Origin of the sequence: Vibrio sp. 10N.286.55.E10 (assembly GCF_002872555.1) — a bacterium.
Classification (GTDB): domain Bacteria; phylum Pseudomonadota; class Gammaproteobacteria; order Enterobacterales; family Vibrionaceae; genus Vibrio; species Vibrio crassostreae.
Genome location: NZ_MCSD01000012.1, coordinates 51079 through 72137, shown reverse-complemented (window position 1 = coordinate 72137; position 21059 = coordinate 51079). Strand labels below are relative to the sequence as shown.

At 41.7% G+C, this 21059-nt stretch carries 22 protein-coding genes; 5 read left to right on the top strand and 17 right to left on the bottom strand.

The genetic code is table 11. The features are described from left to right. Positions 1 to 16: 16 nt before the first annotated feature. The 16 genes from BCV39_RS09135 to BCV39_RS09060 all read right to left on the bottom strand — a co-directional run bounded on the left by BCV39_RS09135 (position 17) and on the right by BCV39_RS09060 (position 15332). A complete protein-coding gene (locus tag BCV39_RS09135) occupies positions 17 to 937 on the bottom strand; it encodes a glycosyltransferase family 2 protein (protein ID WP_048658128.1) in 921 nt (306 codons plus the stop codon). Beyond that, on the bottom strand, positions 930 to 2711 hold the full coding sequence (locus BCV39_RS09130; RefSeq protein ID WP_102432812.1) for a hypothetical protein: 1782 nt from the start codon (positions 2709 to 2711) through the stop codon (positions 930 to 932). Before BCV39_RS09130 ends, BCV39_RS09135 begins: the two co-directional genes overlap by 8 nt. An 18-nt stretch (positions 2712 to 2729) precedes the next feature. Further along, on the bottom strand, positions 2730 to 3734 hold the full coding sequence (locus tag BCV39_RS09125) for a tetratricopeptide repeat protein (RefSeq protein ID WP_019824863.1): 1005 nt from the start codon (positions 3732 to 3734) through the stop codon (positions 2730 to 2732). Beyond that, a complete protein-coding gene (locus BCV39_RS09120) occupies positions 3731 to 4702 on the bottom strand; it encodes a type II secretion system F family protein (protein WP_102432813.1) in 972 nt (323 codons plus the stop codon). Before BCV39_RS09120 ends, BCV39_RS09125 begins: the two co-directional genes overlap by 4 nt. A gap of 3 nt (positions 4703 to 4705) precedes the next feature. Beyond that, positions 4706 to 5671, bottom strand: a complete 966-nt coding sequence (locus tag BCV39_RS09115) for a type II secretion system F family protein (protein ID WP_019824860.1) — start codon at positions 5669 to 5671, stop codon at positions 4706 to 4708. A 9-nt stretch (positions 5672 to 5680) separates the two neighbouring features. Continuing rightward, on the bottom strand, positions 5681 to 7132 hold the full coding sequence (locus BCV39_RS09110) for a CpaF family protein (RefSeq protein ID WP_048658130.1): 1452 nt from the start codon (positions 7130 to 7132) through the stop codon (positions 5681 to 5683). A 33-nt stretch (positions 7133 to 7165) separates the two neighbouring features. Further along, the gene (locus BCV39_RS09105) at positions 7166 to 8386 is read right to left on the bottom strand and encodes an AAA family ATPase (RefSeq protein WP_102432814.1); all 1221 of its coding nucleotides are present in this window, start codon (positions 8384 to 8386) and stop codon (positions 7166 to 7168) included. A gap of 26 nt (positions 8387 to 8412) precedes the next feature. Further along, positions 8413 to 8910: a TadE/TadG family type IV pilus assembly protein gene (locus BCV39_RS09100; protein WP_170960818.1), complete on the bottom strand. Its 498-nt coding sequence runs from the start codon at positions 8908 to 8910 to the stop codon at positions 8413 to 8415. Continuing rightward, positions 8910 to 9338, bottom strand: coding sequence for a TadE/TadG family type IV pilus assembly protein (locus BCV39_RS09095; RefSeq protein WP_102432816.1), 429 nt, complete (start codon positions 9336 to 9338; stop codon positions 8910 to 8912). Before BCV39_RS09095 ends, BCV39_RS09100 begins: the two co-directional genes overlap by 1 nt. Positions 9339 to 9340: 2 nt before the next feature. After that, the gene (locus BCV39_RS09090) at positions 9341 to 10606 is read right to left on the bottom strand and encodes a pilus assembly protein TadG-related protein (protein ID WP_102432817.1); all 1266 of its coding nucleotides are present in this window, start codon (positions 10604 to 10606) and stop codon (positions 9341 to 9343) included. A 16-nt stretch (positions 10607 to 10622) separates the two neighbouring features. Further along, the gene (locus BCV39_RS09085; RefSeq protein ID WP_102432818.1) at positions 10623 to 10919 is read right to left on the bottom strand and encodes a hypothetical protein; all 297 of its coding nucleotides are present in this window, start codon (positions 10917 to 10919) and stop codon (positions 10623 to 10625) included. After that, complete coding sequence (locus BCV39_RS09080) at positions 10882 to 12336, bottom strand: type II and III secretion system protein family protein (RefSeq protein ID WP_048605622.1); 1455 nt, start codon at positions 12334 to 12336, stop codon at positions 10882 to 10884. The genes BCV39_RS09085 and BCV39_RS09080 overlap by 38 nt, the downstream gene beginning before the upstream one ends. A gap of 8 nt (positions 12337 to 12344) precedes the next feature. Beyond that, a complete protein-coding gene (cpaB, locus tag BCV39_RS09075) occupies positions 12345 to 13094 on the bottom strand; it encodes a Flp pilus assembly protein CpaB (protein WP_048658134.1) in 750 nt (249 codons plus the stop codon). Continuing rightward, a complete protein-coding gene (locus BCV39_RS09070) occupies positions 13087 to 14436 on the bottom strand; it encodes an ATPase AAA (RefSeq protein WP_048658135.1) in 1350 nt (449 codons plus the stop codon). The genes cpaB and BCV39_RS09070 overlap by 8 nt, the downstream gene beginning before the upstream one ends. A 37-nt stretch (positions 14437 to 14473) precedes the next feature. Next, positions 14474 to 15004, bottom strand: coding sequence for an A24 family peptidase (locus BCV39_RS09065; protein ID WP_048658136.1), 531 nt, complete (start codon positions 15002 to 15004; stop codon positions 14474 to 14476). A 157-nt stretch (positions 15005 to 15161) separates the two neighbouring features. Then, positions 15162 to 15332, bottom strand: coding sequence for a hypothetical protein (locus BCV39_RS09060; RefSeq protein WP_004734461.1), 171 nt, complete (start codon positions 15330 to 15332; stop codon positions 15162 to 15164). A gap of 193 nt (positions 15333 to 15525) precedes the next feature. Here BCV39_RS09060 and BCV39_RS09055 point away from each other — a divergent pair, with 193 nt between their 5' ends. From BCV39_RS09055 to BCV39_RS09040, 3 genes are all read left to right on the top strand, one after another. Beyond that, entirely contained in the window at positions 15526 to 16269 is a 744-nt protein-coding gene (locus BCV39_RS09055; protein WP_102432819.1) for an AraC family transcriptional regulator, read from the top strand. Between the two features lie 93 nt (positions 16270 to 16362). Then, entirely contained in the window at positions 16363 to 18051 is a 1689-nt protein-coding gene (locus BCV39_RS09050) for an AMP-binding protein (RefSeq protein ID WP_102432820.1), read from the top strand. A gap of 338 nt (positions 18052 to 18389) precedes the next feature. Beyond that, a complete protein-coding gene (locus BCV39_RS09040) occupies positions 18390 to 19295 on the top strand; it encodes a LysR substrate-binding domain-containing protein (RefSeq protein WP_102432822.1) in 906 nt (301 codons plus the stop codon). 147 nt (positions 19296 to 19442) lie between these two features. Here BCV39_RS09040 and BCV39_RS09035 read toward each other — a convergent pair whose 3' ends face one another. Next, on the bottom strand, positions 19443 to 19649 hold the full coding sequence (locus tag BCV39_RS09035; protein WP_102432823.1) for a DUF1127 domain-containing protein: 207 nt from the start codon (positions 19647 to 19649) through the stop codon (positions 19443 to 19445). Positions 19650 to 19752: 103 nt separating this feature from the next. On the opposite strand from BCV39_RS09035, the gene BCV39_RS09030 reads away from it, so the two are divergent. Further along, positions 19753 to 20703, top strand: coding sequence for a LysR substrate-binding domain-containing protein (locus BCV39_RS09030; protein WP_102432824.1), 951 nt, complete (start codon positions 19753 to 19755; stop codon positions 20701 to 20703). 45 nt (positions 20704 to 20748) lie between these two features. After that, the gene (locus tag BCV39_RS09025; RefSeq protein WP_012604684.1) at positions 20749 to 20961 is read left to right on the top strand and encodes a VF530 family protein; all 213 of its coding nucleotides are present in this window, start codon (positions 20749 to 20751) and stop codon (positions 20959 to 20961) included. Positions 20962 to 21059: the final 98 nt, after the last annotated feature.

Sequence of the window (21059 nt, the reverse complement as noted above, 5' to 3'; positions counted from 1 at the left end):
AAATATCTCAGCTAAGTCATTCATCGTCCTTAAATCTTAAAATAGAGAGTATTCTCATCTCTCGCCTACCTCGTGATACGTTATCGAGTATCAAACCGCAGAAAAAAGACATCACCGCGATCAAAGCTATTGAGCTAGACAAAACAGCTGTAGGTAGCCTCTCAACCAATCCTGTATCAACAAAATCAACAATGACGGGGATACCCAAGATCAATGAAATAAAACCTAGCAATATCGAGAGAGAGCCAAAGAAAAACATCGGCTTTACATCTCTCAATAAGAACAAGATAAAATTTAGAATCTTGAGACCATCGCTCAAGGTGTTCAGTTTGCTGGTAGTCCCTTCAGGTCTAGATTGGTATTGAGTCGAGACTTCTTTGATTGACATATTATGGTGTAACGCATGCACGGTAAGTTCTGTTTCTATCTGGAAACCATCGCTGAAGATAGGTGCGGTTTTGACAAATCTATGGCTCATAATTCGATAGCCAGAAAACACATCATTCAATTGCGCATTGAATGCTAAGTTAATCAGAGATGAAAACATCTTGTTCCCAAGGATATGTCCCTTGGGATAAGCCATTGAAGTTCGCTCGCGACTGCCAATGATCATATCGAGCTTTTCATTATTTAGTTGGTCGATCAGCTCGGGGCATATTGAGGCGTCATAGGTATCATCACCATCAGCCATCACATAGATATCGGCGTCGATATCAGAAAACATCCGCCTCACAACCTCCCCTTTACCTTGGCGCGGCTCATGTCGCACAATCGCCCCTGCTTGTAACGCCTCGTTGACCGTGTTGTCGGTTGAATTATTGTCATAAACATAAATGGATGCATCAGGTAAGGCTTGTTGAAAAGACGTGACCGTTTCACCAATGGCTCCGGCTTCGTTATAACATGGGAGTAATACTGCGACTTTCTGTTTATTCATGCTCACTCCTTACTTTAAAAACTCGATAACCATCCTCAATTCCATCATATGTAACGTCTAACCAAGCCGGGATATTATCCCCATGAAGTCTCCTAACTAAAGAGTCCTCGCTTCCAGAGTCCTTTAGGAGAGTTAAATGAGGGTCATTACCGATCAATATATAATCAACCTTTTTATCGACTATTTTGTTTCTTGCTAGAAGCATGTCCTCTTCTAACATCACTTCGATTAAAAATTGGTTACCCACAATATTTCTATGATAAGGCGCGGCGATTATATTGTTGTTCGTTTTGGCCAATACAGGTGCACCTGTTTCTATTCCTGAAAGAATTGTATGAGAGTTAATACCGTTATCTTTCAGCACCTTAAAGATGACTGGTAACTTATCGGTCTTATCAAGTTTGGTAGTCACTTCCTCTGCTGGAGATAAAGCGAGAATGACAAACGCTAACGCCAATGGAGTACCTGAGAAAATAATCAGCATTTTCAGTAGTGAATACCTAACGTATTCAGACACTTTAATTACAAAATATGCTTGAAAAGGTGCCGCCAAAACAAAACACAACCTCATCACTCTAATCTGCCAAAACATCGCAAGGGCTAAATTAAACATAAAAATGAGATACAAGATTGCACAGTGTGGGTTTTTATTTCGAAAGAATGGATACAACATTGCGGGAACTAATAGCAACAAATAATTATCCACTGAAAAAAAGCCATTCATTGCTATGTATGTTGCGACAGATTTAGCTTCGGCAACTTGATCAAGCCAATACAACTTTAATATCGGTGGGTAATCAATAAACAAAGCACTAGTCAGTGAGGGGTAAAGAATAACAACCGGAAGTAAACACAACAAACCAAGAAAAACAAACAATAAAAATCTTTGAGTTAAGTTTTTTCTATTATTATTCAATAGGTTGTAAGCATTGACAAACACCCAACCACTAAAAAAAAGAATGATGATAATAAATGAGATTTCATCATATTTAAAAGCAAAGAACTCATCATAAGGCCTATTTAATAAAACAGCACAAGCTCCAAAAATCGAACAAGTTACGTATAACTTAGAGACATAACTAAACCACTCGTCACGAACGAAGCAGTAATACACAGTATAAATAATTAAGAAAATCATAAACAACAAAACATTATCCATCCCAGTCCATAGAGATAGAGACACGAAAACGGCCTGAGCATACACTCGCCATGATTGCCTTAGGTTGTTGATAGAAGTCGGTGTTACTGATAAGAAGAGCGTTGCCAAAATAAGTTGAATATTATGATGGTCAATAGAACCAGGTAAGAAGTGTATTATCGCAGGAGAAAAAATAGCAAACATCGTGCTGATAAAGCGGTACTTAGCGCCTAAGAAACGTTCGCATAGGTAAAAGCACGATAATGCGAAGAACAATAAATAAAGCAAAGGGACAATAGAAATCGAGATAGTATAAGCAAGGCTATCATCAACCATAAATATCAATGGGAAAGCGACTGAAGAGAGCATTAGATCAGGAAATCGAGACCAATGAATAATAATACCGTCATCGGCATTAAAGTTACTCATTGGCTCTAGGTACCAATGACCATTCCTCATCCACTCCTGAAACTGAACAAAACGCATATAATCGTCATTGTCATTCAGGTTGAGTATTGAAATGCTCTCCCACTTATAAATAAATATAAAAATGGCACATACGAGCCAAATTACAAAAATAGCTATGATGTCTTTGTTAAAACTCTCACTTTTAGGCAATATGAATATCCTTTTCATTAAGCCAAAATCAATTCACTATTGTTCCATCTCTCTCACTTCCGCTAGTGCTCTGTTTAAGTTTTCATTTGCTACTTTGTAGTAAGATGATTTTTTATCGATAGCTTGCTGTAGATATGGAACCGCCTGATCAGGTTTTCCTTGTAAGATTAGGAAGTAGCCAACATTATTCAACGCTTCCGGGGCATCCATGTGCCTCATGAACACGTTGGTTGCCTTTTTAATATCCCCAGAGGCTAAATAAATAAGTGCTAGATTATTCTGAGCTTTTTCATTATTCGGTTCTAACTCTAAGGCTGAACGCGTGTATTGATACGCTTCCTTGTAGTTACCATACATGTAGTGGGAGTAGCCCATATTCAACAAAGCTTTGACTGAGCTTTTATCTATCGTCAGTGACTTTTTGAAGTACTCTTGTGCGATCTGATGCTTTCCGTCAACATCTTCCAATACACCAATCCCCATATAAGCCAATGCTGGGGACATGCTGTCTACCTTCAAACTGGCCACTTCACTTTGACTCAACGCTTGGTAATTTTGGATAGTTTCGCTGCTTTTTAAACGAACCTGGTCTGAATTAATCGCTTTAAAGAAATAGCTTCGACCTTCATCGGTACGGCGTTGCTTGGTATACAAAACACCTAACTGCTCCAATACTTCGGTGTGGGCAGGATTAAAATCTAGCGCTGCTAGGTAAGCTTTCTCGGCCAACGCATAGTTACCGCGAGACGAATGTATTTGGCCAATAGTGAACAAGGTTTTATCGTGAAACTCTTTTTCAGGGAAGGACAAAGAGCGTATATATTCATATAAAGCCAAGTCTATATTGTTGTCTCGCAGAGCAATGTCACCGCGCATAATTGCTTCTTTTTCATTTAGCGGTGGATCATCACTAGTTAAAGAATCGATTGGTTTACCAGAATACAATTCGGCATCAAATTGATTGGTCGGCTCATCCGAAGAAGCACAACCAAGTAACAAAATAGGCAACAGTAGTAGAAGAAACTTATTGTATAACATCATAAACTTGCTCCCGGCGCAGTTAATGCGTCCATTACGATCAATAGTCCTGGGCCAAGTGCGACAATGAAAAAGCAAGGCCAAATAAATATCAACATGGGGAATAACATCTTAGTCGGTATTTTTGCAGCAATTTCTTCAGCAGCTTGCTGACGTTTATCTCTAAAGTCTTCTGTATAATCACGGAGTGTTTGCGCTAAACTCCCCCCCATTCTCGACGCATGAGAAAGCAAAGAAACCAAACCTTCCAACTCGACTAAACCGGTTCGTTCGATAAGCTGCCTGAGCGCATCAGGCATGGTGACACCCGCTTGGATTTTAGCAAACACAGTCTCTAGTTCATCCGCTAGCTCCGGCTGAGAGACATAGAGCTCAGATGCGACACGTCCAAGGGCAGCATTAAAACCAAGCCCAGACTCGGTACACACAACAAGAAGATCAAGCGCATCAGGGACACCGTTTCTAATTTTTTTCTGACGCTCTTTTTGTAACTTACTCAGTACAATATTTGGCGTAAACGTTCCAAGAAAAACACAGGTCATGATGAGTAAGTTATTGTAGTCTCCACCCAACGATATGTAATAGATCATAAAAGCAGCGACGATACCTATTAAGCTAGATAAAACCTTCAACGCATAGAAAACTGATAATGAACTCTTCTCATGGAACCCAGCATGCATCAGCTTTTCTGAGTAAGTTTCATTATCCTTTTTGTTACCTTTACTTATAAAAGGGCTTAATGATTCAAGCGTATTTGAGAAATCATAGGGTTTGCGGCCACCAACACTTCCCTCTTCAGATATTTGTCTTAGCTTCTTGTCTAAAGGAGATCGAGCTCCTAAAAACAGAAACCCAACAGTCAATGTAAACAAGACAGTAGTGAGCAAAATCATCGCATAAATAACCACCTGAGAGCTGATCCCAAACTCTTCTAACATCTGCTTCCAGACTTCAATATTGAGTAGTTCCATAAGTTAAATCTCTATGCTGATGATCTTTTTAATCCACAAGGCCCCAATGGCCAAAAGAATAATACCGACACTTACCATCGATAAACCGCGTGGGTCTTTATAAAGTGGCTCGATATATTCGGGACTAGCCACCCGTAATGCGAAAAACAAACCAAAAGGGGATAATGTTAAAATCCATGCTGATAAGCGACTTTCAGCAGAGAGTGTTTTTACCTTCCTTTCCAGTTTAAAACGCGCTCTAAGTACTTCTGATACCTTTTGCAGGTTCTCAGATAAATTACCCCCAGTCTCTTTTTGCAACATTACGGCACTAGAAAAAGCCAACATTGATACAGTGGGTACTCGCTCTGTCATCTGTAAAATCGCTAGACGTAAATCATAACCATAATTAAGTAAGTTATAGGTGTTCTTAAATTCGGTACCTATTGGGTCAGGAAGCTCTTCGCCAACCTCATTAAATGATTGAACGAGCGGTTGCCCTGCTTGTAAGGCACGTCGAATAATATCCAACGCCTCAGGAAGTTGTTCTTCAAATCGAGCCATTCGGTAAGTCACTCGGTTTTGCACAAACAAGTAAGCAATAACCCAAACGAAAATGAATGCCGCGACACTTATGAACCACACTTGGTTGGTCATTATCGATATCAATGAGAGCAATACAGCGCAAAGAGAAATAATCAGTAAGAATCGGCTTAATGCCACTTTCATACCTGCCAGTTCCAACATTTTTTTCAAGCCCGCGAAAAAAGAGATAACGATGAGCTTACGATCCAGCGGGGAGAGTTCTTTGTTATAGTGCTCTTTGAGTAATGACAAACTCTCTGCATCGATATTACGTTGCGTCTCTTTCAAGCGACGAGACAGCTCTTTATGCTTCGCTTTCTTACCTGCAGCAGGTAACAACAACGCTTGGGAAATAAAAAGTACTGCGATAAACAATAGGCCTAATGAAACGCTTACATTGTCCATAATCTCTCCTTAACCTTTGGTCTCACTAAAGAGCTCGAAAGGCAGCTCGAGTCCACGTTTGACTAACTGATCATGGTATTGAGGCACAACCCCCGTTGCTGTGAAATAACCGATAATATTGCCATCTTCATCAATACCTTTACGCTGAAAACGGAATATTTCAGACATCGTAATCACCTCACCTTCCATGCCGTTGATCTCTTGGATACTCACCATGCGACGCTTACCATCTTCTTGGCGTTCCATTTGAACAACAAGGTGGATAGCCGAAGCTATTTGAGCTCGTAAGTTTTTGGTTGATATGTTCCACCCAGCCATTGAGAACATGTTTTCGACACGACTCAAGGCATCACGAGGGGTATTCGCGTGAATGGTGGCAAGTGAACCATCATGACCCGTGTTCATCGCCGCTAGCATGTCAACGGCTTCGCTACCACGTACCTCCCCGACCACGATTCGATCAGGTCGCATACGTAAGGTATTTTTAACCAATTCGCGCTGACTGATTTCTCCTTTCCCTTCAAGGTTGGCAGGGCGGGTTTCTAAACGAATGACATGAGGTTGTTGAAGTTGTAATTCCGCCGAGTCTTCTATGGTAATAATTCGTTGATCTCGAGGAATAAAGCCAGAAAAGATATTCAGTGTGGTTGTTTTCCCCGACCCTGTTCCTCCGGAGATTAAGATATTTAATTCACCTTTAACCGCAGCTTCGACAAACTTAGCCATCTGAGGAGACACTGAGTCATAGTCAATCAAGTTATCCATAGTCAAACGGTCAACAGCAAAGCGACGGATAGAAACGGAAGGACCATCAAGTGCGAGAGGCGGGATAATTGCGTTAACACGTGAACCATCAACTAAGCGCGCATCTACCATAGGTGACGCTTCATCTATGCGGCGCCCTACTTGGCTTACTATGCGGTCGATAATGTTTCTCAGATGGCGGTCATCAAGAAAGGTATAGGGCGTTTTTTCGAGTTTACCTCTTCGCTCAACGTAAACACTTTTTGGGCCGTTGACCAATATATCTGACACGGTTTGATCAGCTAATAAAGGCTCTAACGGACCAAGGCCAAAAACCTCATCTTCTATCTGCTTGATAACCCGCTTGCGCCCTTCCGCGCTCAATGCATGGCTACCATCTTCAGCCATTAACTGTACGATGGCTTCGTGTAAATCGAGCTTAGCGCGCTCTTTCTCCAAGCTAGAAAGTAATCCTAAATCTAGGGTCTCCAGCAGCTGCTTATGAAAGAAGTGTTTGATTGAGAGCTCCTGCTCTAAAACCTTTCGAGCCTCATCAATCGCCTTCTCCTTTTCAACGCTCGCTTCCGTATTTCGAGAGTGACTAGACGCCTCAACATTGGATAAACGGTCAACAGGATTGGCATCTTCTGAATCATGCGAAATCTGTTCTACTTTTTTTTCAAACTCTGGATTTACATTTTTTCGTTTAAAGAACATCACAATCCCTCGTGTTTACTTTTCATCAACCCATTATGAAAACAACTTTTTCAGCCACCCTTTCTCTTCTTGTTCTGGTGGTGATAGAACATGAGACAAATCGATGATAGAGCGAGTAATAGAGCTTTTCTTTCTCGACTGAACTAAGGGCTGTCCCAAGTTGGCACTCTCCAGCGCAACTTTAAAATCGTTAGGCATAAGGTGTATATTATGGTTACCCACCGCCTGCTCTACATCTTTTAACTTAATTGAATGTCGCTTTTCATAACGGTTGAGAATGACCTCTATTGAGTCACTTTGTAAGCCGTACTCAAATTTCAGAGATTTAATTAGTCGGCTTGTGTTTTTTACTGACACTAAGCTCTGTTGCAAAACCAAAAGTACTTTCGTCGCAGGTGATATTGCTGATGCAAACACGTGATCTAAGCCTCTAGACAGATCAATGATCACATAAGGGTAAAAGCGACGCAGAATTGGAAGTAATCTGCCAATTTTCTGAGCCTGTTCGAAATCATCTGCGTTATTCTCATGCTTAAAGCTTAGAACATGGAGACCCGATTCGTGTTTATTTACCAATGACCCCAAAGACATTTCATCCAAATCATTAGAACTGTTGATCGCATCCGAAACACTATAAGTGGGGGTTATGTTCAAATAATCAGGTATCACGCCAAATTGAAGATCGATATCGAGTAAAAGTACTTCGTTAGGATGTTGCGTGGCCATCTCAATGGCAGTATTTAACGCTAAGGTGGTTGCACCCATCCCTCCTTTGGTGTTCAAAAACAAGATAAACTCTCCGTAACTGGAGTTCTCAAGCTTTTCAGAGGCCGTTTTCTTCAAGAGTGGCAGTAGGTCTGATAGGGTCACATTGTGAGACAAAAAATCTGAAGCTCCTAAACGCAGTGCGATTTTTAGTGACCCATTATCACTTTCATCACCGAGCACAACTAAAGACAAGTCCTTGTCTTCTAAAGACAAATCATACCCTTGCAACTCAACCATTTTTTGCGCCCAATTCCCGTGAGCTTCAACGAAAATAAGCTCTGGAACATCCGCACTTTTTAAGTACTCCTCACTCATTGCCGCAAGAGAAAACGACGTCACATGAACATTTCGGCATTTTTTTAGCTCTTGAGTCATATGCAAATGAAAGGCGTCAGTGCTGTAGACTAACCAAACCTTTAGATTCGTTCTTAAGCGCGTCATATCCTTATCGCTTTCATTTGGCGTTATTTTGATCGCTTCCCCCATACATTTATCTCCTTTTAAATAACCGCTTATGGGCATCTATTCCATATGTTAGGGCTGGTTTCAGTTTGAGGCCTCACCACTCCCAAACTTTCTGCTGGTAGTATTGTTTCAAACGCAGGGGCTGCAAGAAATCCATTATTTCCTAGAAAGCTTAGGTTACTGATTAACTGAATGCCATAGCCCGTAGCCCTAGCACGCACAAACTTAATGCTGCCAAAGTTAGCTTCAAAATCAGAAGCAATCTCTCCCCCGCTCGCGTCTAAGTAAGCCACTTCTAAATTCGCATTAGTAAACCCAACAAGAGGAATATCATTCACCACCATTCCCGCAATATTATCTCTATCAAGGACGTAGCATACCGTCGCTAATCTAGCGGCTTTCCTCGTCGCCTCACTGACCATTTGCAGCGAAAATATATAGGCACCCAACGCTAAAATGAGAAAGAGCAATAGAAAAATTAACGATGAGACTAAAGTGAACTCAATAATGGCCAGCCCTTTGATTCGTCTTTTAAGCCTTTTCATCACAATACCCTCATCACCGAAGTGACACTTAACGGAATAGAAAAACTTGTGGCGGATAAAGGAATAGACAGAAACAACGGCACATAGTCATATGTCACGCTGACTCGCACATAGCTGTCAATAGAGGGTGGTGTTACTGTTACATCCGATGTCGTCAATGTAGATAGTACTGCCGTCCCCACGCTGCTCTGACCGTAAACCACCACATTTTGAATCTCCAAAGTTGGTGCAATAGTGCCACCTTTGGTATCGTAAACCTCACTAACAGCATATCGTGCGCCATTTTGTACAGATTTAGAAATAACATTGTAGTGAATCAGAATATTGCCAAGCTCAATCACCAACCCCAAAAAAAACAGTAGCACAGGGGTAGCAACAACCATCTCTACAGCAGCAAAACCACGTTGATGTTTATTAGATAGTGTCATAATTACGACTCCCCGCTATCAGGATCCTTATACAAAACAATCCTGTAAGCCCCTTCGGTTGTCGACTGATTACTACTAGAGCCACCAGTAACACTGCAAGAATGTATAAACTCACCAAAAACGGCGGGTGTACCTGAGTTGTTCGTTGGTGCTTTTTGCAACAAGAAAAAGCAGCCAATTTTATTCACTGTAAAGTCGGTAGAGCCGCCACTTTTACCCGAGCAGTCCACCATAGGTATAGGTAAAATACGACGCCAAGCAACACCATTAGATGCGCACCCAGCACCGCCACTTGCTATACAGGCATTGGTATCTAACTTATATTGAGCGTAATCGTAGCTATCATCGAAAGTGATCTCTCCGGTATTGGCATCAATCGTTATTTCATTGGTAGGTTCTGTGGTCACATAATCTGAAGGGTAATCAGATGCCGATAATCCACCGCCATAATCACCAAAACGAGTATTTAAGCCATCGCCTGTTGGACCAACCGTGCCGCCAGGTTTGGTTGTGATATCTTCACCAATTTTAACTGGCTGATCATAACTACCACCTAAGCCTTCTTTGATTGTTTTACCACCGGAACCAAAGTCCAACAGGTGGTAATTACCATTGCCCATTTCAGATAGGCTACTGTCTCCCACCTTCAAGGCATGAACCGTCCCTACCTCATAGCCAAATACATTGGTTATCTCTTCACCGGTCTCATCATGAAAGCCGTCTTCTGGAGAAATGTCGTTATCTGAGGTGCCATCACCAATACACACCCCAATGGGTACAACATTATTATAAGCTAAGCCTGAGCTGGGGCCAGCAACGGCACTTGCTGATACTGCCTTATCAAGGCCAAACATATGAATGAAAAATTCATCCATCTCTAGTGCATCTACGCGAACTCGCACATAAACATCTTCATTTGCACCAAAAGTTGCGCTGCCAGTAAAGTCCTGTGGATCATTGGAATAATCAATACCTATAGAAGCGGTAGAGAAATCAATTTCTTGGTTCCCGGTTGAAGCCGCCATGGCATTAAGTGCCGTACCCACTTCTGCGTCTACAGCGTCTTTATCTTTACTATTGTCTAATATGGTTGCGGCAGCCAACGCTGCAGAGTCGACTGCATTTTGTAAGCGCGTTTTATTCACGACCATATGATTTATGTCTATAGCTAGCGCTGAGACAGCTAGAAAAACCAGCAAAGCAGCAGTAATCATCACCGCAACTAAGCCTTGTTGTTTTTTAGGGCTTTGTGATACTCGATACAACATATGAGTACCTCCAGATTTAGTTAAAATCTTCTAAGATCTGGCTACTACTTCCGGACAGATCGTTTTCACCTCTGCCAACATATCTGTCGTAACCAGTCTGCATCCGCTCCCCTGTACCATCAGGTACTTCGAGTAAATTCTCTTGGGTAGCATTAGGGTTATACGTTTGCTCTGTTTTCACTAGTGCTACCGAATGCCCTAAACGAGCATCGTTCGCACAGCCAACTAATAACATTGCGAGAAAGATCATCATTATTTTAGTCATATCTATCCCCTTATAAATCGTGCCCAAATGAGCCTTCGCTACCACCATCGGTCGGTGATATATCCTGTGAAGCTTGAGATTGCTCTGAATCAGATTCAGACGGTTCAGCTATGTAAGCGCTTCTGCCTAACAAGTAATATTCCAAATCATTAGGATCAACAAAGGCATCAGTTGGTAACGTCACTTTCGTTCGGTCAATAGGTTTAGCGAGTCGAGGAGTAACAAGAATAACGAGCTCTGTTTCACCAGATACATACTCTTGGCTATTGAAAAGCTGACCTAAAATCGGCACATCGCCAAAGCCTGGCATCTTGTTACTGATGTCCCTAACATTCTCACTCAACAACCCCGCAATACCGATGGTTTGACCGTCGGCTAACTCAAGCGTCGACGATGCACTTCTTCGGGTAATTGGAGGGATAAAGTAAGTCGCATTGGTGGTACCAGGATCAATCGTTAACGAGCTACTATTGGCAATCTCACTCACATCAACCGCTAAGTTTAGGTTGATTTTTTTGTCACTCAGTACCGTTGGGATGAACTTTAAACCCACACCATATTCTTTATATTCAATGGTAATACCATCTTCGTCAGGCACCGGAATGGGAAATTCTCCCCCCGCTAAAAACTCAGCCTTTGAACCGCTTAGCGCGGTTAAGTTCGGTTCAGCCAAGACTTTTGCCACACCATTTTGTTTTGCTACGTCCAATGCGAAAGTAAACAATGTATTGCTATCAATGAAAGAACCTAAAATGCCGTAATCGGTAGAGGTAGGAATATTGAAAATTGGGGTTGCACCTAACACTCCGGCAGGGACTGAAGACGCCCCCCAAGAAAAGTCAGACCCACTGGTTTGGAAGAAATGGAAGTTCGCATCAAACTTTCTTACCAAGCTTCTTTGAACCTCAGCAACCGTCACCTCTAACATGACCTGCTGAGCCCCTCCGATCGACATTAAATTAATAACACCTGTCGCTGCAGCTTGTTCACTTCCGCTTTCTTTTGATGCGTCAGCAGCCTGCCCTGACGAATAGGTTTCTGCGATTCGCATCGCCACATTCATTTGTTGTTGGTTGCTGACCTGACCGCTCAATAATAGACGGTTCTGCGCACTGTGCACTTCGATAGTTTCATCAGGAAGGAACTCATATAATTTAGCTTTAAGGCTATTAAGATCATGAGTAACCTCAATGTTAATAGACTCAATCAACCGACCTCGAGAATCCCAAGCCATTAGGTTTGTCGCACCTAATTTTTTACCAATTAAAAACACTTCATTTGATTTTAAAATTACAATATCTAAAACTTCAGGATCACCAAGAGAAACCTTCGCCGCTTTTCCCGACAGCACGACATGCGTAGATTTATGATGTGGAACCGTGACTGTTTTTCCCGTTTGTAACGCCGCAACACTGGCCGTCGAAATACAAATCAGGCTCAAAACACACGCAATTAATATTCTCATATTTCACCTCAATCCTTGACGCGCACATTAGATGTTTCTGTACCTTTGATAATGGTGACACTTGGTCTAGGCACATATCGACGAACCACTTTTTTCTCAACTTCATGTGGGTTTCTCAAAGTCAGCTGAATATCGCCTTTGCTTTTAGCCGTGAGAAGTTTCTCTGCCTCTTTCGGCGTCATCTCAAGTGTTACCGCTCGTACAATAATCGGACTGTTTTCTTTCGTTTTAGCCGTTTGGTCGACAGCCAAAACCTTAATGTCTTTTAATACCGTTTGAGTCGCTGCAGAATTTTTTCCGTAAGAAACGGTATTGAGAATATCAACCTTGTTACCCGGTAATAAGAAACCCGCCACACCAATAACATCATCAACACGTATCGTTACCGCACGTTTATTTTCAGGGATAAGAGCCGCAAGCGTTGACCCTTCTCCTGGTACAGTAAATCGTAACTTGTGAAGCACCTCTCCCGCATAGACAGTATTCGCAACAACCTTGCCAATAAGCTCTGCTTTATCCGAATAGTTATTTTCATTAATCCAATCAACTTCCATCAATCTGGTGGTTAAAAACTGCTCCTCGATAATAGTTCCGGCTTCAATTTCTTGTGATGCGACAACAACGGGGTGACGCTCGACCGTTTCAACTTCAACGGTTGGCTGAACTTGATCATCCATCCACTGCTTAGCAAAAAATACAGCCGCTAAGCCGAATACTACGGACAGTAAAAACAGTAGGAAAACTTGACTCTTATTCATTATTCTCTTCCTCGTGTCCATCAGAGGTAAAATAAACTTCCCATGCCATGGAAAGAATATCGAATGTGATAACAGGTGGTAGCTGCTCAAACGAAAGAATATCTTTGCTTATACCAACGAGATCTTTCGGTAAACATGGGAAAAGTGGCACCTTAAGCAGCGTGTGCATTTGAGACAAACGCTCAAAAAATCCGTCTTGAAGCTCGACCTCTTTATCAGCAACGACGCTCATCCATAAAGCTTCATAATCTCGCTGATTAAGTGGCTTGAATTCAATCTTGTAACCTAAACGACGTAAAAAGGCAGGATCGCTTATTTTCTTGGGGTTTAGATTGGTAGAAAAGGCAAGGGTTAATACAAATGGCATCGTTATCTGCTGACCATTAGGCAGCGACAAATAGTCGAATGAGTACTCCATCGGTACAATCCAACGGTTAAGAAGCGCATCCACCGGCATGGGCTGACGACCAAGATCATCAATGACAAAAATCCCATTATTTGCCATCATTTGAACTGGTGCTAACCAAACTCGACTATTTTCTGAATGATTAACTTCAAGCATATCCATTGTCAGTTCACCCCCAACTTGGATATTTGGCCTTTCACAATTAAGCCAACGCTTGTCGTACTGATCTTTGAGGGAAATACTTTGATCGCTGCCGTTACTATCCAACGGTTTATGATGTTGCGCCGAGAACACCTTGATAATGTTACCTAATGCATAGACTGCATAAGGAATAAATACAGAGGTGTGCAAAGCATTCACAATACGGCTCGCGACAAATGTTTTACCAGTACCAGCGTGCCCATATAACAACAAAGCACGTCCAGAATTGATTGCAGGCCCTAGCACTGAAATCATTTTATCGACACCATATACATCATCCAGTGCTGCTTCGACATGTGGCCGAGTCACTAGCTCTGCTCTCAGGTCTTGCTGCTTTACAACATCACTATATTGGGTAAGTGAAACAGGTGCGGGGCCTAAATAAGCATCACGTTTAAAGGCAAGATCAGCTTCTTCCAGCCCTTTCTCAGAAAGGGAGTAACGGACATGACTATGGGATACTGATGATAGAGAAAGATCTGAGGTAGGCTGAAATACCTCAATTAACGACTTCTTCCTTAAAACGGCCAGAGCACTTTCCACAATATGGGTGACAACACACATATAATTAGAGAGTTCTAATACATCCGACTTAGGGTAAGCAGACAAATGCTTGAGTACGAGGTTTTCAATAACGACTTCAGGAACACCCAACATATCAATAGATGTAGGAACGGCCGGGGCTGAAATTTGAGGCTTCAAAGTTGTTGGAGCAGTACGCCCTATAATATCCATATATTATTCCTCTCCACAAAGCTAACCAACAACAGGTTTAAGTAAAGTAGCTATACATCGCTAATCCCATGACAACAGAGGGTGCAAAAGGCATCGTCACCTTATTTGAATACCTAGCGTGCAAACTAGTACTTTCATTTGATACTGGTGCTACTCCACCAAGCACAATTAGCTTATTTTCAAAATAGCCTTTGATACTAAGACTGTTCGAGTTGGAAAAGTTATATAGCAAGTAGAAAGTCCCGATCACTCCAGCAGAAAGTAAGATAAAGTACGATGCATCAAGTAGTTGTCCCCACCCAAGATACATCCCTACAATACCTAATAGCTTCACATCTCCTGCAGACATAGCTCTTAAAAAATATAAGAGTAATCCAAAACAAAAAAACACCACGAATCCAACTAAGGACATTAAAAAAACATCAAAGGTGTAATTGCGGTCAAACATTGATAAAAAGTACACAAACAAAAACAGTATCAATATTTTGTTTGGTATACGATGTTTCTCAACATCGTATACCGAAACTGCAATTAGCAACGCCCAAAAAACTGAAGGCTCATTAATCATATATTCAATTCATACACTCGAAAAAATGCTCTGGATTTTGCTAAGTAAGGCTGTCGCCATCCCAGAAAAAACCAATCCTATAGCAATGACAAGTAACGCAGCAGCGATAATGTAGGCAACCGAAGTCAGCCCTCTTTGCTGTCTCACTCCTTTTCGATCATAAACCATTGACGATTGTATTGAGTTTAGCTGCCAGTGTAGTCCCTAAACCAGAAAATACGGTTGTTAAACCTAATACCAATAAAGCTGCACCGATTACATACTCGATTACAGTCAACCCTTCTTCATCTTTCATGAATTCTTTACAATTATTCAAAAACTTATCCATGAGAACCTCTCCTTGATTTGCGTATCAGGCTTTGTTTACCTGTAAACTAAATCTAGAGGTGAGAGATATATTAGGTTAGGATTTTCTTGCCATTTACTTGCACTTTCTTGTCGTACTTCTAATCTAATTAAATAAACGAACAATCACAGGTTCACCTTGAACTTTATTTAATTATGATACTAGTTTAATACCAATGAAGATAATTACCCCCTTACTGTCAGATATAGATAGCGAATTTAATTCAATTATTATCAATAAAATTAGTCGTTACTTCGTCATTAATAACTATAAACAGGACATATCTATAATCAGTCACTTAGATGTAAGGTTAGTATTTTTTATATTGAATAAAACGGATGAACTTCAACTACTTACAATGGCACTATCTATTTGTGAAAACTTGAACAAGCGAATTGTTATTATTTGTACAGGTCAGATACCTAATAACGTTCGAAATCATAAGAATGTATTCTTCATTATTGAAACAAGCAGTAATCATCTGACCAGTTCATTCGAAGAACTAAAGCATAAAACCCAACATATCTTTGAAGCACACTTCGATCTCGATAGAGACATGAATAGCAACAACCAGGAGCCGACCAAACAGTTTACTTCTGAAGTTGTTAACTTTGTTATGGATAACATTAACAAGGAAATAAGAGAAACGGACATAGCTGAAAAATGTCACTGTTCAGCAACCTACTTTTCTAAAAAGTTTCATCTACACTTTGGAGTAAGCTTTAGAGACTTTGTGTGCGATAAACGAATCCTGTTAGCCAAAAAGTTGATTGAGGCGGATACCGAATCAAAAATAGCTGTAATTTCTTATCAATGTGGCTACAAGGATGTGTCGTATTTTTCAAGAATTTTTAAGAAAAGGACGGGCGTAACCCCTGCAAGCTACAGACGTGCCTGCACAGATAACAGAAAACGCTAATTTTACTCCCTAAAAGAAAAAATCATGGTACATTTAACATGATTTTAACAAAAATAACCAAAAATAACTTAGCGAAAAACATGGAGTTAGACAATGATTCAGCCTAACGAGTTTAGCCAAGAACAAGCAACAGCTCTCCCTACACCCAATGACATGATTTTAAAATGGGCAGAAGAACGCCCAGATGAAGTCTATTTGAAACAGATTATTAACCGCCAATTTGTCGAATTTACTTATAAAGAAGTAGCCGACAAAGCACTGAAATTGGCGTCAGCATTAGAAGGACTCGGAGCCAAACCTGGCGATCGAGTCGCTCTCGTATCGAAAAACTGTGCAGAGTGGTTCATCTGCGACCTTGCCATGATGTTAGGAGATTTTGTCAGCGTCCCAATCTTTCCAACAGCTGGTGCAGACACCATCCAATACTGTATTGAGCACAGTGAAAGTAAAATAGTGATTGCAGGTAAGCTAGATGATCCGGCTGCTACCCAAAAGGTATTGGATGACAATCCGAACTTGATCAGCATCTCTCTACCATACGATACGGCTGCCAAATGCCAACACACATTTGAACAGCTGATCGATACGCATGAACCATCCACCAAACGTCCCCAACATCACGACGACAAGCTAATGTCATTAGTGTATACATCCGGCACCTCTGGATTACCAAAAGGGGCAATGCTTACATACGGCGCCTTTACATGGTCAGTTCAAAGACTGATCGACCATATTGGTATCCAACCCGGCGATCGCCTGTTTTCTTACCTACCACTTGCTCATATTACAGAACGCGTTTACATCTTTGGTTCTTCAGTCATGGGTGGCGTGGTCACGGCTTTCCCTGAGTCTTTAGACACGTTTATTGATGATGTGAAAATGCATCGTCCTACTCTGTTTATTTCAGTTCCTCGTTTATGGACGCTGTTCCAGCAGCGAATCCAAGACAAATTGCCGCAGAAGAAACTGAACTTCTTACTTAAGATTCCGTTTATCAACAACATCATTAAGAAGAAGCTGGCTGACGGTTTAGGATTAGATCAAGCTCGTGTTCTTGGATGTGGTTCAGCTCCGGTATCACCCGCTCTACTGGCATGGTATGAGAGTGTTGGCTTGCACATTACCGAGGCATGGGGCATGACAGAATCTTTCGCCTATAGCACGCTCAACTATCCATTCAGAGCCGATAAAATTGGTACGGTTGGCAATGCAGGCCCAGGAATCGAACTTAAGATTGCAGAAGACGAAGAGATCTTGGTTCGAGGCAAAGGCCTATTCTCTGGTTACTACAAGAATGACATTGCAACCCAAGAGTCTTTTAACTCAGAAGGTTGGCTGCATACCGGTGATATTGGTGATATCGACAGCGAAGGCTACCTAACGATTCGTGGACGTAAGAAAGATACCTTTAAAACCGCTAAAGGTAAGTTCGTTGCTCCTGTGCCTATCGAAAATAAACTCTTTGAGTACAGCCGCGTAGAAATGATGTGTTTGATAGGTCTTGGTCTACCAGGCCCAATCCTACTGGTGGTACCGCATGACTTCCCTAACTTTGACCGAGCTCGTTATGAGAGAACGACAAAGCGCGTTATCGAGAAAATGAACGAGCAGCTCGGCTCACATGAGAAGATCAAGGGTGTACTGATGATTAAGGAACCATGGAGCATTGAGAATGGCGTGTTAACCCCTACTCTCAAAATCAAGCGACATATTCTTGAGCAGAAATACCATGAAATCGGACATAACTGGCCAAAAGATAAATTGGTGGTTTGGGAAGAATAATCAAAACCGAGAGGGAGCCATTACGGCTCCTTTTTTGTAAGCTCAAATTATAAGTACTTAGTATAATCCGCAGCATCACTACTCTCATTATCCAAACCGATATCATCTCTCATTCGGCTACTTAGCGATTCCGAGCAAATAATTTGTCTCGATTTAGTCACCTTCCTCATCTTATTTTTATCAATAGTTTTAAGTGCCTGAGTAACAAATCTGCCAACCCAACAGGTTATTGCTTTCATTTTCTCTCTCTTGTATTCCCTGTTTATTTGTCGCTATTATGGAAACTACCTGTTCGATAAGCGAACAACCATTATTAACAAGAACTATAAGCTGAGATTATGGACAATAGACTGCGCTACCTTTCAGGTCTCCGTTACTTTGAAGTTGCGGCTCGCTTAAGCAGTTACAGCAAAGCTGCTGAAGAGCTGTTCGTCAGTCAAGCTGCCGTCAGCCAGAAGATTCGACAGTTAGAACAGCAGGTTGGATGTAAGCTCTTTATTCGTAAGGGGCGAGCAATGACTTTGACACACGAAGGACACACGCTTTTTAAACATGTATCTGATGGATTTCAAGAGGTGATACTGGGATTGAACAAGATCCAGTCTGAACCCATTCAAGGGCTACTTGTTGTTAGAAGTCCACCCTCTTTTGCGACGCGTTGGTTGCTACCTAGGCTTTGGAAGTTCTCAGTGAAGCATCCAGAGATCCCGATCAAGGTGCTAACAGGCTGCGACACACCAAATTTAAAGCATGGCGAGATTGATGTAGCTATTCGACAAGGTGAAGACTTATATGTGGAAGAAGGCTTGACTCTTAAGATGCTAATTAACGAGCCTATCTACCCTTTTTGCTCCCCCGAGTTAGCAAAATCTCTAAAATTCACATCACCAGAACAACTCCTCAAGTGTTGGCTGATTCAGTTTGATAGCGGTTGTTTCCCTTGGGAGGAATGGTTTAGACAAGCAAACATATCTACCCAAAGCAGCACCATTCAATGGATGGAAGTCGGTACATTTGATATGGGGCTAACCACAGTCATGGCGGGACATGGCGTTTGCCTAGCAACGGACAGCTTGGCTGGTGACTTCATCGAACGCGGCTTGCTAGTAAAACCCTTTGATATAGGCATGACGCCTGGTGTTCAAGTAAACCTATGTTTTGACCCCAACTCCCCGAGAAAAGAGCGTATTACAGCGTTCACCAATTGGTTACACGAAGAAGTAAACGAGCTATTGGAGAATTAGCTCTCAACTATCGATTCCTCAAATAAGCAATGAGCTTAAATAAGCAACAAGCTTAACTCAACATAGAACTGTAACGTAAACCTCCCGACACCGACAAAACTATGTTGAGCAAAAGCAACGTTGAGTTAAAAGCTACGCTGCCCTGAATCACTCCCAAAATGACTTCTTCAGTTCTTTCTCGACTTGCTCTGAAGTAACCCCGATATCTCTCAATAAATAGTCGGGAAGCTCAGACAACTGCTTTCTGGTTCTACGATTCCGAATATACAGTCTCAATTTAGAATAGAATTTCTTAGTTGATAACGATGACAAAAGTGAATGGTTGGTATTTGCTGTTACTGTGATCGTATTCATACCCTTTCTCCTGTTGATCTTTTGCTTTGTTATGGTCAATAATCGACCAACAGAGCAACATCGACAAACGATAGATACTGGCATTCAGTTAAGGAAAACTAATGTGAGAGAGCGAACTCCACCATTCCAAGGGATCTACTATTTTTATACTGCAGCTGAAACTGGCAGTTTTAAGCTCGCAGCAGAAAAGCTATTTGTTACTGCTGCCGCGGTGAGTCAACAAATTCGTCAACTTGAGGAATGGTTAGGAGCTGACCTCTTTATTCGCCAGCACCGAAAAATAGTATTAACCCATGAAGGCGAAGTACTGTACCTGCAAGCGAAGAAAGGCTTTGCTCATATTCAAGATGGGGTGAGACGAATCAACCAAGATCCTAACCCTACTCAGCTGTCGATCTCTACCGTGCCTTCCTTTGCTCAGCATTGGCTCGTACCCAGAATTGGCGACTTCCGCGATCGCCATCCAGATTTATCTATGTTGATAGAACCGACCAACAAACTGGTCACCTTTGAGGATTCCAATGTCGATATTTGTGTTCGCTACGGTCACGGTAACTACGCAAATATTGAGTCTCGTTGGTTAATGGACGAGGTGGTGTACCCAGTTTGTCACCCAATTTATCAAGAGAAACATGGTATTTATGACATCGACGATCTGCATAAAGCAGAATTGATTGAAGACCGTTGGCCTGATATGGATTGGAATCTATGGTTAGACGTTGCAGGGGCGAAGGCAGGTCGTTCGTCACTGCAATTTGACGGCTCACATTTTGTTTTAGAAGGTGCATTATCCGTTCAAGGCGTAGCCTTGGTTAAGCACAGCTTGGTGTATCGCTACTTGCAGGAAAAGAAACTCGTCCGAATCGGTAACATCGCACTGAAGCCTAAATACAATTACTTTTTATGTGCGCCTCCAGGTTACTTTCATCGAGAAAAGATAAAACGTTTCGAAGAATGGATGCAGGCTCAGGTTAGATTATTTGGTAATACAGGTAGAGAAGAGCTTTCGATTATCCACACCGATTACGAACTAAAATGGTCGGATAATTCATAAAGCGAAACTGGTATACTTAGCTCAAATAAATGGCGAGAACATCTCATGACACAAGACAATAATCCACTTCACGGTATCACTCTGCAGAAGCTACTGACTGAATTGGTTGAACATTACGGCTGGGAAGAGTTGAGTTACATGGTCAACATCAACTGCTTTAAAAAAGACCCGAGCATTAAATCGAGCTTAAAATTTTTGCGTAAAACAGATTGGGCTCGCACCAAGGTAGAGCAGATTTACATCGACTTAAAGCGTTAGTCTCTCCCTGCTTTATCAGTCCCGTGTTGATTAAATACGGGACAACCCCTGTGTCTACTTTTTAGGGACCATATCACATCTCGCATCTCTCGCATCTC

Bases quoted from the DNA above. Each gene is read 5' to 3' on its own strand.
- BCV39_RS09135 (WP_048658128.1), bottom strand. From the start codon at position 937: ATGAATAAACAGAAAGTCGCAGTATTACTCCCATGTTATAACGAAGCC.
- BCV39_RS09130 (WP_102432812.1), bottom strand. From the start codon at position 2,711: ATGAAAAGGATATTCATATTGCCTAAAAGTGAGAGTTTTAACAAAGAC.
- BCV39_RS09125 (WP_019824863.1), bottom strand. From the start codon at position 3,734: ATGATGTTATACAATAAGTTTCTTCTACTACTGTTGCCTATTTTGTTA.
- BCV39_RS09120 (WP_102432813.1), bottom strand. From the start codon at position 4,702: ATGGAACTACTCAATATTGAAGTCTGGAAGCAGATGTTAGAAGAGTTT.
- BCV39_RS09115 (WP_019824860.1), bottom strand. From the start codon at position 5,671: ATGGACAATGTAAGCGTTTCATTAGGCCTATTGTTTATCGCAGTACTT.
- BCV39_RS09110 (WP_048658130.1), bottom strand. From the start codon at position 7,132: ATGTTCTTTAAACGAAAAAATGTAAATCCAGAGTTTGAAAAAAAAGTA.
- BCV39_RS09105 (WP_102432814.1), bottom strand. From the start codon at position 8,386: ATGGGGGAAGCGATCAAAATAACGCCAAATGAAAGCGATAAGGATATG.
- BCV39_RS09100 (WP_170960818.1), bottom strand. From the start codon at position 8,910: ATGAAAAGGCTTAAAAGACGAATCAAAGGGCTGGCCATTATTGAGTTC.
- BCV39_RS09095 (WP_102432816.1), bottom strand. From the start codon at position 9,338: ATGACACTATCTAATAAACATCAACGTGGTTTTGCTGCTGTAGAGATG.
- BCV39_RS09090 (WP_102432817.1), bottom strand. From the start codon at position 10,606: ATGTTGTATCGAGTATCACAAAGCCCTAAAAAACAACAAGGCTTAGTT.
- BCV39_RS09085 (WP_102432818.1), bottom strand. From the start codon at position 10,919: ATGGTGGTAGCGAAGGCTCATTTGGGCACGATTTATAAGGGGATAGAT.
- BCV39_RS09080 (WP_048605622.1), bottom strand. From the start codon at position 12,336: ATGAGAATATTAATTGCGTGTGTTTTGAGCCTGATTTGTATTTCGACG.
- cpaB (WP_048658134.1), bottom strand. From the start codon at position 13,094: ATGAATAAGAGTCAAGTTTTCCTACTGTTTTTACTGTCCGTAGTATTC.
- BCV39_RS09070 (WP_048658135.1), bottom strand. From the start codon at position 14,436: ATGGATATTATAGGGCGTACTGCTCCAACAACTTTGAAGCCTCAAATT.
- BCV39_RS09065 (WP_048658136.1), bottom strand. From the start codon at position 15,004: ATGATTAATGAGCCTTCAGTTTTTTGGGCGTTGCTAATTGCAGTTTCG.
- BCV39_RS09060 (WP_004734461.1), bottom strand. From the start codon at position 15,332: ATGGATAAGTTTTTGAATAATTGTAAAGAATTCATGAAAGATGAAGAA.
- BCV39_RS09055 (WP_102432819.1), top strand. From the start codon at position 15,526: ATGAAGATAATTACCCCCTTACTGTCAGATATAGATAGCGAATTTAAT.
- BCV39_RS09050 (WP_102432820.1), top strand. From the start codon at position 16,363: ATGATTCAGCCTAACGAGTTTAGCCAAGAACAAGCAACAGCTCTCCCT.
- BCV39_RS09040 (WP_102432822.1), top strand. From the start codon at position 18,390: ATGGACAATAGACTGCGCTACCTTTCAGGTCTCCGTTACTTTGAAGTT.
- BCV39_RS09035 (WP_102432823.1), bottom strand. From the start codon at position 19,649: ATGAATACGATCACAGTAACAGCAAATACCAACCATTCACTTTTGTCA.
- BCV39_RS09025 (WP_012604684.1), top strand. From the start codon at position 20,749: ATGACACAAGACAATAATCCACTTCACGGTATCACTCTGCAGAAGCTA.